Source organism: Sphaerisporangium sp. NPDC051011, from assembly GCF_040653595.1.
Taxonomy (GTDB): Bacteria; Actinomycetota; Actinomycetes; order Streptosporangiales; family Streptosporangiaceae; genus Sphaerisporangium.
Map to the genome: position 1 here is coordinate 126,949 of NZ_JBFAGG010000017.1, position 16,556 is coordinate 143,504.

Sequence of the window (16,556 nt, forward strand, 5' to 3'; positions counted from 1 at the left end):
GGGCCTGGGTCGGGCTCGAAGTCTCGCCGGGGCTCGGGGGCCGGCGTTCTCGGCCCCGTCGTGGTGCGGCGGTCGGACCCGGAGTTCCGGCTCCGACCGCCGACCCGCGGTCGTGCTACTTGATGATCTTGGTGACGCGGCCCGCACCGACGGTGCGGCCACCCTCGCGGATGGCGAACTTGAGGCCGTCCTCCATCGCGATCGGCTGGATGAGCTGGACGGTCATCTCGGTGTTGTCACCGGGCATGACCATCTCGGTGCCCTCGGGCAGGGTCACGACGCCCGTCACGTCCGTGGTACGGAAGTAGAACTGCGGGCGGTAGTTGTTGAAGAACGGCGTGTGGCGACCGCCCTCGTCCTTGGACAGGATGTAGACCTGAGCCTCGAACTCGGTGTGCGGGGTCGTCGTGCCCGGCTTGATGATGCACTGGCCGCGCTCGACGTCCTCGCGCTTGATACCGCGCAGGAGCAGACCGACGTTGTCACCGGCCCGGCCCTCGTCAAGGAGCTTGCGGAACATCTCGACACCGGTGACGGTGGTCGTGGTGCTCTTGTCCTTGATGCCGATGATGTCGACGGTCTCGTTGACCTTGACGATGCCGCGCTCGATACGGCCGGTCACGACGGTGCCGCGGCCGGTGATCGAGAACACGTCCTCGATCGGCATCAGGAACGGCTTCTCGGTGTCACGAACGGGCTCGGGGACGTTCTCGTCCACGGCGTTCATGAGCTCGATGATCGAGTCGCCCCACTTCTCGTCGCCCTCGAGCGCCTTCAGCGCCGAGACGCGCACGACCGGCAGGTCGTCGCCCGGGAACTCCTGGGCGGACAGCAGCTCGCGGACCTCGAGCTCGACGAGCTCCAGGATCTCCTCGTCGTCCACCATGTCGGCCTTGTTCAGGGCGACGACGATGTAGGGGACGCCGACCTGGCGGGCCAGGAGGACGTGCTCCTTCGTCTGCGGCATCGGGCCGTCGGTGGCGGCGACCACGAGGATCGCGCCGTCCATCTGGGCGGCACCGGTGATCATGTTCTTGACGTAGTCGGCGTGACCCGGGCAGTCCACGTGAGCGTAGTGACGCTTCTCGGTCTGGTACTCGACGTGGGCGATGGAGATGGTGATGCCGCGGGCCTTCTCCTCGGGCGCCTTGTCGATCTTGTCGAACGGGGTCGCCTCATTGAGGTGAGGGAAACGGTCGTGAAGCACCTTGGTGATCGCCGCGGTCAGAGTGGTCTTGCCGTGGTCGATGTGCCCAATGGTGCCGATGTTCACGTGCGGCTTGGTCCGCTCGAACTTGGCCTTGGCCACTGCTCTGTCTCCTTAGAGATTCTGACGTGCCTTGCTACTCACTCGGGCTCGGAGCCCGATCCCCGGGCGGCGATCGCTCGCCACCCGAGTCGGTCGGGGTCTGGGACCTTCGCCCCGAGCCCCTCGGCCCGCGGGCGGCGATCGTCTCGCCGCCCCGGCCTGAAGGGCGTCGGAACTATTCGCCCCGAGCCTTCGCGACGATCTCCTTGGCGATGCCCGGAGGCACCTCCGCGTAGGAGCTGAACTGCATGCTGTAGACCGCCCGGCCCTGGGTCTTGCTTCGCAGGTCGCCCACGTAGCCGAACATCTCTGACAGCGGAACCAGAGCCTGGATGACCTTGGCCCCGGTCCGGTCTTCCATCGCCTGGATCTGCCCGCGGCGGCCGTTGAGGTCGCCGATGACGTCACCCATGTAGTCCTCGGGCGTGGTGACCTCGACGGCCATCATCGGCTCCAGGATTACGGCGTCCGCACGGCGCGCGGCCTCCTTGAAGGCCATCGAACCGGCGATCTTAAAAGCCATTTCGGACGAGTCGACCTCGTGGTAGGCACCGTCCTGCAGGGTGACCTTGACGCCCACCATCGGGTAGCCGGCCAGCACGCCGAACTCGGCGGCCTCCTGCGCCCCCGCGTCCACCGACGGGATGTACTCCCGGGGGATGCGGCCACCGCTGACCTTGTTGGAGAACTCGTAGCCGTCGTTGCCCTCGCCCAGCGGCTCCAGGTCGATGATCACGCGCGCGAACTGGCCGGAACCACCGGTCTGCTTCTTGTGCGTGTACTCGACCTTCTCCACCTTGCGGCGGATGGTCTCGCGGTAGGCGACCTGCGGGCGGCCGACGTTGGCCTCGACCTTGAACTCGCGGCGCATGCGGTCGACGAGGATCTCCAGGTGGAGCTCGCCCATGCCCCAGATGACCGTCTGCCCGGTCTCATCGTCCCGGCGGACCTGGAAGGAGGGGTCCTCCTCGGCCAGGCGCTGAATCGCGGTGCCGAGCTTGTCCTGGTCACCCTTGGTCTTGGGCTCGATCGCGACGTTGATGACCGGCGCCGGGAAGTTCATCGACTCCAGGACGACCTGGTGCGCGGGGTCGCTGAGGGTGTCACCGGTGGTGGTGTCCTTCAGGCCCATGACGGCGACGATCTGACCGGCGATTGCCGACGGGCGCTCCTCGCGCTTGTTGGCGTGCATCTGGTAGATCTTGCCGATGCGCTCCTTCTTGCCCTTGACGGAGTTCACCACAGAGGTGCCCGTCTCGAGCGTGCCGGAGTAGATCCGGATGAAGGTGAGCTTGCCCAGGTGCTGGTCGCTCATGATCTTGAAGGCCAGAGCGGAGAACGGCTCGTTCGGGTCCGCGTGGCGCTCGATGACCTGCTCCTCGTTCCCGACCGCGTGCCCCTGGAGTCCGGGGATGTCGGTCGGGGCCGGGAGGTAGGCCACGATCGCGTCGAGCAGGGGCTGGACGCCCTTGTTCTTGAACGCGGTGCCGCACAGGACCGGGTTGAGCGCGCTGGAGAGCGTGGCGCGGCGAATGGCGGCGATGAGCTGCTCCTCGGACGGCTCGACGCCCTCCAGGTAGAGCTCCATGAGCTCGTCGTCGTTCTCGGCGACGGTCTCGATGAGCCTGTCGCGCCACTCGCGGGCGACCTCGGCGTGGTCGGCCGGGATGTCGACGGTGTCGTACATCTCGCCCTTGGCCGCCTCGGCGCTCCAGAGCAGGCCCTTCATCTTCACCAGGTCGATGATGCCCTTGAAGTCGGCCTCGACGCCCCACGGAAGCTGGATGACCAGCGGGGTGGCGCCAAGACGCGACACGATCATGTCCACGCAGCGGTGGAACTCGGCGCCGACGCGGTCCATCTTGTTGACGAAGCAGATGCGCGGAACGCCATAGCGGTCGGCCTGACGCCACACCGTCTCCGACTGGGGCTCGACGCCGGCGACGGCGTCGAACACGGCCACAGCACCGTCGAGAACGCGGAGCGAGCGCTCGACCTCGACGGTGAAGTCGACGTGGCCAGGGGTGTCGATGATGTTGATCGTGTGGTCAAGCCAAGTACAGGTGGTCGCGGCGGAGGTGATGGTGATGCCGCGCTCCTGCTCCTGCTCCATCCAGTCCATCGTGGCAGCGCCCTCGTGGACTTCACCGATCTTGTAGTTGATACCGGTGTAGAACAGGATGCGCTCGGTCGTGGTGGTCTTGCCCGCGTCAATATGGGCCATGATCCCGATGTTGCGGACCCTGGCCAGGTCAAGAGCGGTCGATGTGGCCACTTCTCTCGCGTCCTCGTCGTCTCGTCGTCGCCGCCGGGGTTACCAGCGGTAGTGGGCGAAGGCCTTGTTGGACTCGGCCATCTTGTGCGTGTCCTCGCGCCGCTTCACGCTGGCACCGAGGCCGTTGCTCGCGTCGAGCAACTCGTTCATGAGGCGCTCGGTCATGGTCTTCTCGCGGCGGGCGCGGGAGTACTGCACCAGCCAGCGCAGCGCCAGCGTGGTGCTGCGCGCCGCGCGCACCTCCACCGGCACCTGGTAGGTCGCGCCACCGACACGGCGGCTGCGAACCTCGAGGGTGGGCTTGACGTTGTCGAGCGCCCGCTTGAGGGTGACGACCGGGTCGTTGCCCGACTTGTCCTTGCAGCCCTCGAGGGCGTCGTAGACGATCTTCTGAGCCAGAGACCGCTTGCCGCTCAGCAGCACCTTGTTGATCAGCGCGGTGACCAGCGGCGAGTTGAACACCGGGTCTGCGACAAGCTGTCGGCGCCCAGCGGGACCCTTGCGCGGCATCTCAGCTCTTCTCCCTCTTCGAGCCGTAACGGCTACGGGCCTGCTTACGGTTGCGGACACCCTGGGTGTCCAGCGCACCGCGGATGATCTTGTAACGCACACCCGGCAGGTCCTTCACACGACCGCCGCGCACGAGCACGATCGAGTGCTCCTGGAGGTTGTGGCCCACACCGGGAATGTAGGCGGTGACCTCGATGCCGCTGCTGAGGCGGACACGCGCGACCTTACGGAGCGCCGAGTTCGGCTTCTTGGGGGTCGTGGTGTAGACACGCACGCAGTTACCCCGAAGCTGCGGGCTTCCCTTGAGTGCAGGAGTCTTGGTCTTACTGACCTTGTCCTGGCGGCCCTTGCGGACCAACTGCTGAATCGTGGGCACCGCGTCTCCGTTCATGCTTGGCCGGTGATTCGAAAAGTCATACGTTTCGCAGGCTCTGCCGGTGTCATGACCTGCTGGTTTTACTCCGGCTCCGACCCACGCGCTCGGGCGTGTCGCGCCCGGCTCACAACAATGCATCTGATGCGGCCGAGCTTGTGGAGGAAGCCGACGGTGCCCCCCGAACGGGGACACCAGCGAGTGCCCACGAGACCGCAGGCACGACGACCAAGGCTACCCAGCCCGCCGTGGCTCGTCAAAACGACGGCCCCGCATGTTCCGTCCCGGCGCCGCGTGGACCCCGGACACCGGAGGCTGGGCGGGGCAGACCCCCTGTGACGCGCGGGACCCGCACCCTAGATCTTCGTGCCCACCTGCGCGAACCAGGCGGCGGACCCCTGTGGGCCTCGCGGGCCGGAAATCAATGACCCCGGCCTAGGCAATCCTTAAGACTAGCACGGGAGATCAGGCCAGTCCACGAGAACGGCGCATGAGGACGGCGGGGCGCCCCGCCGTCCTCATGTACGTTCACGTACCAGGTATTCGCCGGTCACCACCCGCTCGCGGAAACGTCGAACGCGGGTGGCAGACCCCCCTCCACCAGGTCCGCGACGTGCCGCAGGAAACCGCCGGCGACGTCGCCGTCGCACACCCGATGGTCGAAGGTCAGCGAGAGCTGGGCGATCGCCCGCGGGCGCACCTCGCCGGCGACCACCCAGGGGCGCTCGATGACGCGTCCCATGCCGAGCATCGCGACCTCGGGGTGGTTGATGATCGGCGTGGAGCCGTCCACGCCGAACATGCCGTAGTTGTTGACGCTGAACGTGCCGCCGTTGGTCCGCACAGGGCGGCGGGCGCGGGCGGCGTCCACGACGCGCCGCACCTCGTCGGTCAGCTCGCCCGGCCCAAGGTCGTGGGCTCCGGGCAGCACGGGAACGACCAGGCCGTGCGCGGCTTGGACGACGAGGCCCAGGTGGACGTCGGAGGACTCCACGATCTCCCGCCGCTCGGCGTCCACCCAGCCGTTGAGCGCGGGGAAGCGCCGCAGGCCGTCCAGGGCGAACCACGCGAGCAGCGCCAGCAGGCCGGGCCGGGCGGCGCCCCCGGCGCGGCGCCCCTCCAGCAGCCGGGTGGCGTCGGCGTCCACCCAGACGGTCACGTCGGGGATCTCGCGGCGGCTCGCCGTCACCTTCTCGGCCACCGCGCCGCGCGCGCCGCGCAGGGGGACGCGGCGAGTGGACGGTTCCACCGGCGCGGCGGAGGGTGGGGCGGCGGAGGGTGGGGCGGCGACGTTCGGGGACGGCGGGGCCGGTTCGTCCTCCGGGCCGAGGGTGACCAGGGGTGAGCCGACGCCGATCGTGTCCCCTTCCTCGCCGTGCAGCCCGATGACCCGCCCGCGGTAGGGGATCGGCAGTTCCACGACGCTCTTGGCGGTCTCGACCTCCACCACCGCCGCGTCCACATCGACCAGATCACCGGGCGCGACCAGCCAGCGGATGATCTCCGCCTCCACGAGCCCCTCGCCGAGGTCGGGTAGCAGGAACCGCCGGGCCGTGACCCGCTCGGAGACCGACCGGGCGACGGCGACGGCCTCCGCGTGTTCCCTGTGTTCCCTGTGTTCCCTGTGTTCCCTGTGTTCCCTGTGTTCCCTGTGTTCCCCGTGCAGGTCGGCGAGGGCCGCGGTCACCCGTTCGACGGTGGGCAGGTGGAACCGTTCCAGCCGGGGCGGCGGGTAGGGCACGTCGAACCCGGTGACCCGGCGTACCGGGGCCTTGAGCCGCCCGAAGCACCGCTCACCGATCAACGCCGCCAGCTCGGCTCCTACCCCGCCGAACCCCGGGGCCTCGTGGACGATCAGCACGCGGCCGGTGCGGGCCGCGCTCTCGGCGATCGCGTCCTCGTCCAGCGGCACCAGCGTGCGCAGGTCGATCACCTCGACGTCCCAGCCGCGGGCGCTCCCCTGCTCGGCCGCGGCGAGCGCGGTGCTCACCATGGCCCCGTAGCAGATGATCGTCGCGGTGGTGCCCCTGCGGCGCACGGCGGCCCGGCCGAACACGGCGGGGGTCGCGGACACGGCGGCGGGCTCGGCCCAGTAGAGCTTCTTGGGCTCCAGGAAGATCACCGGGTCGTCGGAGGCGATGCCGGCCCGCATCAGGGAGTACGCGTCGGCCGGACAGGAGGGCACGGCCACGTGCAGGCCGGGGGTGTGGGCGTAGTACGCCTCGGAGGAGTCGCTGTGGTGCTCCACGGCGCCGATGCCGCCCCCGACCGGGATCCTGATCACCAGGGGCAGGCCCATCGCACCTCGGGTGCGGGAGCGCATCTTGGCGACGTGACTGACGATCTGCTCGAACGCGGGGTAGGCGAACGCGTCGAACTGCAGCTCGACGACCGGCCGGTAGCCGTACATCGCCATGCCGACCGCCGTGCCGACGATTCCGGACTCCGCCAGCGGGGTGTCGAAACAGCGCTCCTCGCCGAACAGCTCGGTCAGTCCCTCGGTGACCCGGAACACCCCGCCGAGCGGGCCGACGTCCTCGCCGAAGACGACCACCCGGTCGTCCTCGGCCATGGCGTCGCGCAGGGCGGCGTTGATCGCACGGGCGACCGTCATCTCGGCCGGCATTGCTCTCCGTTCCCGGGCGACGGCGGGTGGTCCGGCCTTCCCCCCGGTTCCGCCCCCAGCGCCGCGGCCTGGCGCCGCAGGCGGGGGGTCGGCCTGGAGTAGACGTGGTCGAACAGCTCGGCCAGCTCGGCGGGCTCGGCGGGGCCGTCCTCGGCCAGGCGGCGGCGCAGGTCGCCGGCGAGCCGTTCCGCCTCGCCGGCGATGTCGTCGTCGAGGGCGTCGTCGAGCAGGCCGCGACCGCGCAGGTGCGCCCGTAGCCGCTCGATGGGGTCGCGGCGGCGCCAGGGCTCCACCTCCTCCTCGCCGCGGTACCGGCTGGGGTCGTCGGAGTTGGTGTGCGGGCCGACCCGGTAGGTCAGCGCCTCGATCAGGCTCGGCCCCTCACCGGCGCGGGCCGCCTCCAGCGCCTCGGAGACGACCAGGGCGACGGCGACGGCGTCGTTGCCGTCGACGACGTGGGCGGACATGCCGTAGCCGATGGCCTTGTCGGCGAGCCGCTTCGCGGCGGTCTGCCGGGAAAGCGGGACGCTGATCGCGTACTGGTTGTTCTGCACCAGGAACACCACGGGCGAGCGGAACACGGCGGCGAAGTTGCACGCCTCGTGGAAGTCGCCCTCGCTGGTGGCGCCGTCGCCGATCAGGGCCAGCGCCACCGTGTCGTCGCCGCGCAGGCGCGCTCCGTGGGCGAGCCCGGCGGCGTGCACGGCCTGGGTGGCGAGCGGGGTGGTCTGGGGGGCGGTGCGGTGCAGGTAGGGGTCGTAGCCGCAGTGGTGGTCGCCGCGCATCAGGGTGAGGGCCTCCACCGGGTCGACACCGCGGCTCATGACGGCGACGCAGTCCCGGTAGGTGGGGAAGAACCAGTCCCCGGGGCGCAGCGGCGCGACCGCGCCGACCTGGCACGCCTCCTGGCCGAGCGAGGATGGGTAGACGGCGAGCCTGCCCTGCTTGGCCAGCGCGGTGGCCTGCTGGTCAAGGCGGCGGCCCACCACCATGCGGCGGTAGAGGTCCAGGCACAGCTCAGCGGCGGGCGGGGCGTCCCCGAGGCGGGCCGGCTCACCGGAGGGGCCGATCACGCGGCGGACGCGCGGATCGTCGCCGGCGAACAGGCCGACGTCGTTGACGGCCTGGGCGGTCATCCGGCGTCCTCCAGGGACGACTCCAGGGACGACGCGGTACCTGCGGGTACGGCGCCGAGGGACGGGGCGAGGGCGTCCGGCGCGGCTTCGGGGGCACGTGTGCCGGGGGCTCCGGCGGGCGGGGAGTAGGGGTCGAGGGTGTCGGCGGGGTGGTACTCGACGCGCAGGGTCGAGCCGGCCCCCACCTCGTCGGCGGCCTCCAGCAGGACGTCCATCGCGAGGTGGTCCTCCAGGGCGAAACCCGTGGAGTCGAAGACGGTCAGACGGCCGCGGAGGCCGGTCGCCAGGTCGGGGGAGGCGCACAGCTCGGCGAGGCTCGGCCCGATGAGCTCGGCCGCCGAGGGCTCGTCCACGAGCTGCTGGCACTCCCCCTCGCGGTACGCCTGCTCAAGGTGGTCGGCGGTCACGAACGCCTTCAGGATCAGGGGCCTCGGCAGCTCGGTCTTGCCCACCAGGTCGGATCCCACGGCGTTGATGTGCAGGTGGGGACGGTAGGGCCCGGACGGCAGGACGGGGTCGCCGCCGACGGCCACCGAGGTCACCGTGCTGATCACGTCGGCGCGGGCCAGGATCACGCCGGGCGGGGCCACCTCGACGGGCAGGCCGAGGAACGCCACCCGCGACGCCAGGCTTTCCGCGTGGGCCGGGTCCACGTCCCACACCAGCACCTTTTCAAGGGGGAAGACCCGGGACAAGGCGTGGACCTGCGTGACGGCCTGGGCGCCCGCCCCGATCAGACCGAGCACCGAGCTCCGCGGGTCGGCCAGCAGGCGCGAGGCGACCGCGGAGGCGGCGCCGGTGCGCATGGCGGTGAGGACCACGCCGTCGGTGAGCGCCACCAGCCGGCCGGTCGCGCTGTCATAGCGGGCCAAGTTGCTCAAAATAGTAGGAAGGCCATAGCGCTGCGGGTTCATCGGGCTGTAGGAAACGGTCTTGATGGTGATGCTGTCGCCCGACACGTAGTGGGGCATCCACTCAAGGACGCCAGGTGTCGGATAATCCCGGTCGAAACCGCCACGCGGCGGGGATATCTCCCTTTTCTCCCGGCCGAGCTCGGCCAGGCCCTCGGCCAGCCGGTCGATGACCCGATCCATCAGATTGTGCCGCCCGATGGCCCGAACGATCCGTTCGATGTCGAACTGACTGATCAGTCGCGTTTCCATGATTCCCTCGCTCGCTCCGGAGTCTTTGTCCCGCAGGGGTCGCTCTCACGCGACTCGCCAAGACCGGGCTCACGTGACCTTCCGATCCACTTCCGTTCCAGATTGACGATCAGCTCCGGGCTGTACAGCAGCCGTGACTGCTCCAGCGCGTAGCACGCCATGTACTCGCGGAACAGGGCGAGCGGCTCCTCGGCCATGCGCAGCATGCGCCGGTTGACGATCGCGGCGGGGCCACGCAGCCGTCTCGCCGCCTCCTCGATCGCCGTGTCCATCTCCGCCGGGGGGACCACCTCGTCGCACAGCAGGCGTCCCTCGGGTCCGTCCGCCTCGTACCTGCGGTCCCCGAAGATGACCTGCCGGGTCCGCCTGCTGCCCATCACGCGGTGCAGCCGGAAGTTCGCGGCGCCCGGGATGATGCCTTCCCGCATGGCCGGCAGGGTGAAGTAGGCGTCCTCGGCGGCCACCACCCAGTCCAGCACCAGCGTGATCTGGGTGCCGCCGCCGATGGCGAAGGTGTCGACGGCGCCGATCCATGGCTTCTCGTCGCCATAGGGACGGCCGGAGTCGGGACGCTCCAGGCCCCGGACGAGCTTGCTGATGTACCCGACCTCCCGGCGCAGCAGGAAGTCCAGGAAGCCGATCTTCCCCTGGTGGAGGTGGGTCAGGTTGATGCCGGCGTTGAACACCCGGCGGCCCGCGTACCGGGGGTGGGTCATGGTGCCGCCGCGCAGCGCGCCGACCTCGATGCCGTCGTCCAGCAGGGCCAGGTCGACGGCGCTCTCCAGATCTTCGACGACCGTGTCGTCCTCGGCGTTGAGGTAGCGCTCGTTGCGCACGGTGATGTAGCCGATGCCGTCGCGCCGTTCGAGGGTCGCGGTGGGGAACTCGGCCTTGCCGCTCCGGGCGAAGCCGGCGGCCAGCGCGACGGCCGCGCGGGTAGGCCGCAGCATGGCCCGCAGCAGGTGCTCGCCGGCCACGGGAGCGGCGAACAGCCCCCAGAAGAGGATCCCCTGGTCCAGTTCCCAGCCCTGCTTGTCCGCCTGGACGGCCTTGCGGTCGCCGGCGATCTGCTCGCGGGTGGGCGTCAGGCCCGGGTACCGCTCCGCGGCGGCGTAGGCCAGCTCGTCCAGGCGCGCGTACCGCCGGCGGCCGTCGGTCAGCTCGTCGTAGACGCCCTCGGCGTGCGCGGCCATGAACCGCGTCCGGGCCGCCCGGCACGCCCTGGTGACGGCATCCCTGCGGCGGTCGGGCAGGGGGCGGGCGAGCAGGTCGCCGCCCGCCTCCAGGTGGGCCCGGACCCGGGCCCAGTCGCGCCGCACGTCCCCGGACATCTCGAGGGCGGAGTCGAGCACCCGGTCGGCCGGGCTCGGATGGTACGCGGGGGAAACGCGCGGCCGGTCGAGGGCCCGCCCGTCCGTTCCTGTGTGGGCCAACGTTCCTATCCTTTCTCTCGCGCCCGGTCAGGCGCGGCGAACCGAGAGGGACGTGCTTTTGATCCCGAGCACCCCGGGCGTGGTGTGGAAGACCGGGTCGACCAGCGAGATTTCGGCGTAGCGGGTGAACAGCAGGTCCAGGGCGACCTTCGCCTCGATGCGGCCGAGCAACGCGCCGAGGCAGTAGTGCACGCCATGCCCCCAGCTCAGGTGGGCGTTCGGCGTCCGGTCCGCGTGGAAGGTGTCGGGATCATGGAACTGGTCCGGATCGCGGTTCGCCGACATGATCCACGCGACCACCGCCATGTTGGGGGCGATCGGCTGTCCCAGGAGGGTCGCACCCGGCTTGACCAGGCGGTGCGCCAGCATCACCGGCGGCCGGTAGCGCAGGACCTCCTCCACGGCCCGCGGGATGAGCGAGCGGTCGGCGCGCAGCGCGGCGTCCACGCCCGGCTCCTCCTGGAAGGTGTGCAGTGCCGTGCCGAGCGTCACCGTGGAGCTGATCTGGCCGCCCATGAGAATGGCCGAGGCCATGCCGTAGGCCTCGGTGTCACTCAGCCTGTCCCCGTCCACCTCGGCCGCCAGCAGGCGGCTGATCAGGTCGTCCCGCGGCTGCCGCCTGCGCCGGACCACCTGGTCGCGCATGTACTCCTCCAGGGCCCGCAGATTCTCCACGACGATGTCGGCCACCGTGACGTCCGACAGGTCCCCGATGGGGTTGTCGAACGAGTTGAACGCGTCCTCCATCCACTTGCGGAACATCGGCTGGTCCTCGAACGGCACGCCGAGCAGCTCGGCGATCACCAGAGCCGGCAGCGGGTTGGCCAAGGTGTCCACCAGATCGAACCGGTCCTGGCCCTCGACCGCGTCGAGCAGGTCCTCGGCGATCTTGCGGACCCGCGGCTCCAGCGCCGCGATCTCCTTCTGCGGGAACGCCTGGTTGACCAGGGTGCGCAGCCTGCGGTGCGCGGGCGGGTCCACCGTGCCGAGGTTCACGTACTCGGGCATGTCCTCCTGCGGCGGCGCGAAGGAACTCCAGTCGGAGGAGAAGTGGGCGTGGTCGTACATCACCCCCTTCACGTCGGCGTAGGTGAAGACGTGGTGGGCCCCGGTGCGCTCGTCCACCCAGACGGGGGACTGGTCTCGCATGCCTTTCAACCACGACGCCAGCTTGGCTCCGCCGTCCTCGGCACTCGGTATCTCGGCGCTGTCGAAGGTCAGGAACTGCATGCGCGGTGCTCCCCTCGTCGGGACTGCTCTGGCTCTGTACCGCGTCCGGTCATGAGCGGGCGCCGGCCCCGGGGGCGAGGCGGGGCCGTACGGGCAGCCGGGTCAGGCCGTTGATGAAGTTCGACGCCAGGTGCTCCACCTCACCGGCCGGCTCGAACGCCTCGAAGTCGGCGGCCAGTTCCTCGACCATGACGTTCAGCACCGCCCGAGCGGCGGGCCCGCCGATGCAGTAGTGCGGGCCGATGGAGAAGGCCATGTGCGGGTTGGGCTTGCGGTCGGGCTTGAACTCGTACGGATCGTCGAAGTACTGCTCGTCCCGGTTGGCCGAGGCCAGCCACGCGCAGACGATCTCGCCCTCGCCGATCTTCACGCCCTCGATCTCGACGTCCCGGGTGGTCTTGCGCATCAGGTGGTTGGTGGGGGTGGCCCAGCGCAGGGCCTCCTCCACGCACGAGGACGCCAGCCTGGGATCGGCTCGCACCAGGCGCCAGGCCTCCGGCCGCTCCGCCATGGCCGCCACAAGGTGGGAGGCCACGTAGGGCGTCGTGGTGTTGGCGCCCATCACCATCGAGTAACAGTTGAGCAGCACCTCGTGGTCGTCCAGGCCGCGCCCGCCGAAGTCCAGGCCGACCAGCACGCTGATCAGGTCGTCCTTGGGGTTGCGGCGGCGGTCGGCGATCACCTCGGAGAACATCGCGAAGAGCTGGTAGTGGGCCTTGCGCAGGGTGCGCTCGGTCGTGCCGGCGCTGTAGACGGGGTCCTCGGGGGCGACGCCGGACATGGTCCACGCCGGGATGTCCGGCCACACCGACTCCGGGATGCCGAGGATCTCGCCGACCGCCAGCATTGGCAGGTGCAGCATGATGCCGGCGATGTCGACCACCCCGCCGTCGTAGCAGGGCTCCAGCATCCGGCGCAGCCGCGCGCGGATCTCCTCCTCCCTGCGCCGCACCACCAGCGTCGACATGGTGCGGATGGACGGCCCGCGCAGCCAGCCGTGGGACGGCGGGTCCATCAGCGGCATCGTGTAGCCGCCCGCGCTGTCCCCGCCCTCGGCCACGTCGAGCACATTGCCGTGGGTGGAGGAGTACGACCCGGTGTCCTTGATCATGGCGCGCACCGCGTCGTACCGGGTGACGTTCCAGAACGCGGGCCGGCCGGGGCGCTCCTGGCGCCAGACCGGCGACTCGGCCCGCAGGGTGGCCCAGTCCAGGTGCTGGGGGTGTGTGCGGTAGCGGTGCGGGTCGAACAGGTCGATCGAGTCCAGGGACACGCGCTCATGGCCCTTGGGGCCCGTCATCAACATGGTCGTCCTCTCTCGAGATCGCTTACGGCGTGCGTCCGTCAGGCCGTCACGGCGCCGGGCGTGAAGCGCATGGGCATGCTGGTGATGCCGTTGATCCAGTTGGAGTAGAGGTGCCGGATCTCCCCGGTGACCTCGAACCGGACCCGGCGCAGCGCCAGCGCCTCAAAGATGACCGACAGGGCGAAGCGGGACGCCGGCGCGCCGATGCAGTAATGCGCGCCCGCGCCGAAGCCGAGGTGCGGGTTCGGCGAGCGTCCGAGATCGAAGTCATAGGGGCCGTCGAACACCTGCTCGTCCCGGTTGGCCGAGGCCACCCAGGCGCACACCCAGTCGCCCTTGGCCATCTGGGCGCCGCTCAGCTCGACGTCGGTGGTGACGCGCCGGATCAGGTGGTGGGTCGGGGAGGTCCAGCGGGCGCCCTCCTCGACCAGGGCCGGGATCACGGAGGGGTTCTCCACGACGGTCCGCCAGATGTCGGGACGCTGTGCGAGGGCGAGCAGGGTGTGGCAGGCGACGTGCGGCGTGGTGGAGTTCGCGCCGAGCGCCACGCTGTAGCAGTTGAGCATCACCCGGCGGTCCTCGAGAGGCCGCCCGTCGATCTCCAGGCCGAGCAGCGCGGAGACGACGTCGTCGCCGGGGTCGCGCCGCCGGGTCTCGATCGCGTCGGTGAAGCAGGCGAACAGCTGGTGGTGGACGCGCCGGAGGGTGTCGCCGACGTTCCTGCCGACGGCGTACTCGGGGTCCTCCGGGGCGATGCTGGCGGTGGTGTTGAAGGCAATGGTCTCCCAGTACTTCTCCGGGATGCCGAGGATGTCGCCGGCGGCCACCATGGGCAGCAGCCGCATCAGCCGCGCCACGTCGTGCTCGCCGCCGTGCAGCAGCGGGTCGATCAGCGCCAGCACCTTCTCGCGGACGGCGTCGGCGCGGCGCCGCACCACCGACTGGCGCATGGTGCGCATGAGGGGGCGCCGGAGCGCGCCGTGGTCGGGCGGGTCCATGAGCGTGATCGTCTGCCCGCCCGCCGAGTCGCCGACGCCGACCGAGGCCAGGATGGTGCCCTCCTCGGAGCTGTACGTCGCCGTGTCCTTGACGATCTTGTCGCAGTCCGCGTAGCCGGCGAACGACCAGTACCTGGTGCCGTCGGGCATCTCGTCCACCCCGACCGGCCGCTGCCGGCGCAGCGCCAGCCACACGTCGTGCCGGCACTCCTCCACGTAGGACGCGGGATCGTGGAGTCTCAGCCCTTCCAGCGAGTCGAGGGGTTTGGGCTCCCCGAAGTCGATACGCATCGTGCACCTCCTCCTGCGGTAGAAGCCGTCATCCCGCGGCCGCGGGGGTGCCCGCCGGCCACGCCGACCGGTCCTCCCGGCCGTCCTCTCCCCGGGCCGCGGCCTCGACGGCGGCGGCCAGTTCGGCGATGGTCTGGTAGTCGAACAGGTCGTCGGCCAGGACCTTGATGTTCTGGTCCTCCAGCCGCTTGAGCAGGGTGACGCTGCGCAGCGAGTCCCCGCCGAGCTGGAAGAAGTTGTCGTCCACACCCACCGTGTCCAGGCCGAGCACCTCGGTCCACACCGTCGACATGGTCCGCTCCAGCGGCGTGCGCGGCTCGGCGTACTCCTCCTCCAGGCCGAGCGCGGCCCGCCGGGTCCAGGGGTACGGCAGCGCGCGCCGGTCGGTCTTGCCGTTCCGGTCGCGCGGCATGTCCGTCAAGATGATCATGCCGAGCGGCTGCATGTACGCGGGGAGACGCTCGGCGAGGTAGCGGTTCAGGTCACCGGTGGTGACCTTGGCGCCCTCCATGGGCACGACGAACGCCGCCAGGCGCTTGAGGTCGGGGCCGTCGTCGAACACCTCGGCCGCGCCCGCGGCCACCTGCGGATGGGAGTTGAGCACCGCCTCCACCTCGCCCAGCTCCACGCGGTAGCCGCGGATCTTGACCTGCCGGTCGACGCGGCCATGGAACTCGAACTCCCCGCCGGGCAGTTCGGCGGCCAGGTCTCCGGTCCGGTACATGCGCGAGCCGTCCCCGGCGAAGGGGTCGGCGAGGAAGCGCTCGGCGGTGATCCCCGGGCGGTCCAGGTAGCCGCGCGCGACGCCGTGCCCGGACACGTACAGCTCGCCCACGGTGCCCGGCTCGGCCGGCCGCAGCCCGGCGTCCAACACCCGCAGCGTCATGCCCTGAAGCGGCGAGCCGATCGGCACGCGCTCCGGCTCCGCGTCCGGGTCCACCGGGTGCAGGGACGCGAACACCGTGGTCTCGGTGGGGCCGTAGGCCGCGTAGGCACGGCGGCGGGTGACGCCCGCGCCGGCCCGCACGGTCCGCGGCGACAGCACGTCGCCGCCGGTGATCACCGTGCCGACGTGCGAGAGGGCCTGCAGGTCCTGCTGTACCAGCACCTGGAACAGTCCGGAGGTCAGGAACATCCAGTCCGGCTCGATCTTGCGAAGCTGCTCGCCGAGGCCGCCCGCCGACTGCTGCGGGTTGGAGAGCAGCGCCACCTGGCCGCCGCGGCACAGCGCCGACCACAGCTCGAACACCGACGCGTCGAAGGAGAACGGCGCGAGCTGCGCCACGACCTCGCCGGGCTGGACGTCCAGCCGTGGGTCGGCCACCAGCCGCACGACGTCGGCGTGCTCCACCATGACGCCCTTGGGCACCCCGGTCGAGCCGGAGGTGTAGACGATGTAGGCGAGGTTCCCCGCCCGGGCGCCGTCGCCGAGGTCGGCGAGGTCGCCGGGCTCGGCGGTCACCGCGTCCTCGTACGTCAGGACCTTCAGGTCCCCGCCGTCCAGCTCGGCGGCCGGCGCGTCATCGGTGATCACGGTGGCGGCGGCGGAGTCGCTCAGCAGGAAGGCGCGGCGCCCGGCCGGGTACGACGCGTCGACCGGCACGTACGCGCCGCCGGCCTTCAGCACGCCGAGCAGCGCCTCCACCAGTCGCGGGGAGCGCGCCATGACGACCCCGACCCGGTCGTCGGGCCCGACGCCGCTCGCGCGCAGGCTCGCCGCGATCCGGTCGGACCGGTCGTCCAGCTCCGCATAGGAAACGGTCTCCTCTCCGGACGACACCGCCGTCGCGGCCGGCGTGGAACGAGCCCACCGCCGCACCAGGTCGTGCACGCGCGTGCCGGTCAAGTCCAGCTCTCGTTCGTCCATTCCACACCCATCCACTCGGTCTCGTAGGTTCGTGCGAAC

The 16,556-nt window shown here is 70.5% G+C and carries 12 protein-coding genes and 1 pseudogene; all 13 read right to left on the bottom strand.

The features are described 5' to 3' along the window. Positions 1-115 precede the first annotated feature (115 nt). Positions 116-1,309: an elongation factor Tu gene (tuf, locus tag AB0H21_RS32835; RefSeq protein ID WP_114032729.1), complete on the bottom strand. Its 1,194-nt coding sequence runs from the start codon at positions 1,307-1,309 to the stop codon at positions 116-118. Positions 1,310-1,484: 175 nt separating this feature from the next. Further along, positions 1,485-3,584: an elongation factor G gene (gene fusA, locus AB0H21_RS32840; RefSeq protein ID WP_358524524.1), complete on the bottom strand. Its 2,100-nt coding sequence runs from the start codon at positions 3,582-3,584 to the stop codon at positions 1,485-1,487. Between the two features lie 39 nt (positions 3,585-3,623). Then, a complete protein-coding gene (gene rpsG / locus AB0H21_RS32845; protein ID WP_358524527.1) occupies positions 3,624-4,094 on the bottom strand; it encodes a 30S ribosomal protein S7 in 471 nt (156 codons plus the stop codon). Between the two features lies 1 nt (position 4,095). Next, on the bottom strand, positions 4,096-4,470 hold the full coding sequence (gene rpsL, locus AB0H21_RS32850; RefSeq protein ID WP_358524530.1) for a 30S ribosomal protein S12: 375 nt from the start codon (positions 4,468-4,470) through the stop codon (positions 4,096-4,098). 547 nt (positions 4,471-5,017) lie between these two features. Further along, a complete protein-coding gene (locus AB0H21_RS32855; RefSeq protein ID WP_358524603.1) occupies positions 5,018-6,133 on the bottom strand; it encodes a dihydrolipoamide acetyltransferase family protein in 1,116 nt (371 codons plus the stop codon). Further along, positions 6,116-7,093, bottom strand: a pseudogene (locus AB0H21_RS32860) (alpha-ketoacid dehydrogenase subunit beta); the annotation flags it as partial. The gene AB0H21_RS32855 and the pseudogene AB0H21_RS32860, both read right to left, overlap by 18 nt. Then, positions 7,078-8,229, bottom strand: a complete 1,152-nt coding sequence (pdhA, locus tag AB0H21_RS32865; RefSeq protein WP_358524533.1) for a pyruvate dehydrogenase (acetyl-transferring) E1 component subunit alpha — start codon at positions 8,227-8,229, stop codon at positions 7,078-7,080. The gene pdhA and the pseudogene AB0H21_RS32860, both read right to left, overlap by 16 nt. Further along, the gene (locus AB0H21_RS32870) at positions 8,226-9,392 is read right to left on the bottom strand and encodes an ornithine cyclodeaminase family protein (RefSeq protein ID WP_358524536.1); all 1,167 of its coding nucleotides are present in this window, start codon (positions 9,390-9,392) and stop codon (positions 8,226-8,228) included. Before AB0H21_RS32870 ends, pdhA begins: the two co-directional genes overlap by 4 nt. After that, complete coding sequence (locus AB0H21_RS32875; protein WP_358524539.1) at positions 9,377-10,825, bottom strand: enoyl-CoA hydratase/isomerase family protein; 1,449 nt, start codon at positions 10,823-10,825, stop codon at positions 9,377-9,379. Before AB0H21_RS32875 ends, AB0H21_RS32870 begins: the two co-directional genes overlap by 16 nt. 27 nt (positions 10,826-10,852) lie before the next feature. Then, positions 10,853-12,055, bottom strand: a complete 1,203-nt coding sequence (locus tag AB0H21_RS32880; protein WP_358524542.1) for a cytochrome P450 — start codon at positions 12,053-12,055, stop codon at positions 10,853-10,855. Between the two features lie 49 nt (positions 12,056-12,104). Further along, the gene (locus AB0H21_RS32885; protein ID WP_358524544.1) at positions 12,105-13,355 is read right to left on the bottom strand and encodes a cytochrome P450; all 1,251 of its coding nucleotides are present in this window, start codon (positions 13,353-13,355) and stop codon (positions 12,105-12,107) included. Between the two features lie 44 nt (positions 13,356-13,399). Beyond that, positions 13,400-14,650 (bottom strand): cytochrome P450, encoded by a 1,251-nt coding sequence (locus tag AB0H21_RS32890; RefSeq protein ID WP_358524547.1) that lies wholly within the window; start codon positions 14,648-14,650, stop codon positions 13,400-13,402. 28 nt (positions 14,651-14,678) lie between these two features. Then, entirely contained in the window at positions 14,679-16,517 is a 1,839-nt protein-coding gene (locus tag AB0H21_RS32895) for a non-ribosomal peptide synthetase (protein ID WP_358524550.1), read from the bottom strand. Positions 16,518-16,556 lie beyond the last annotated feature (39 nt).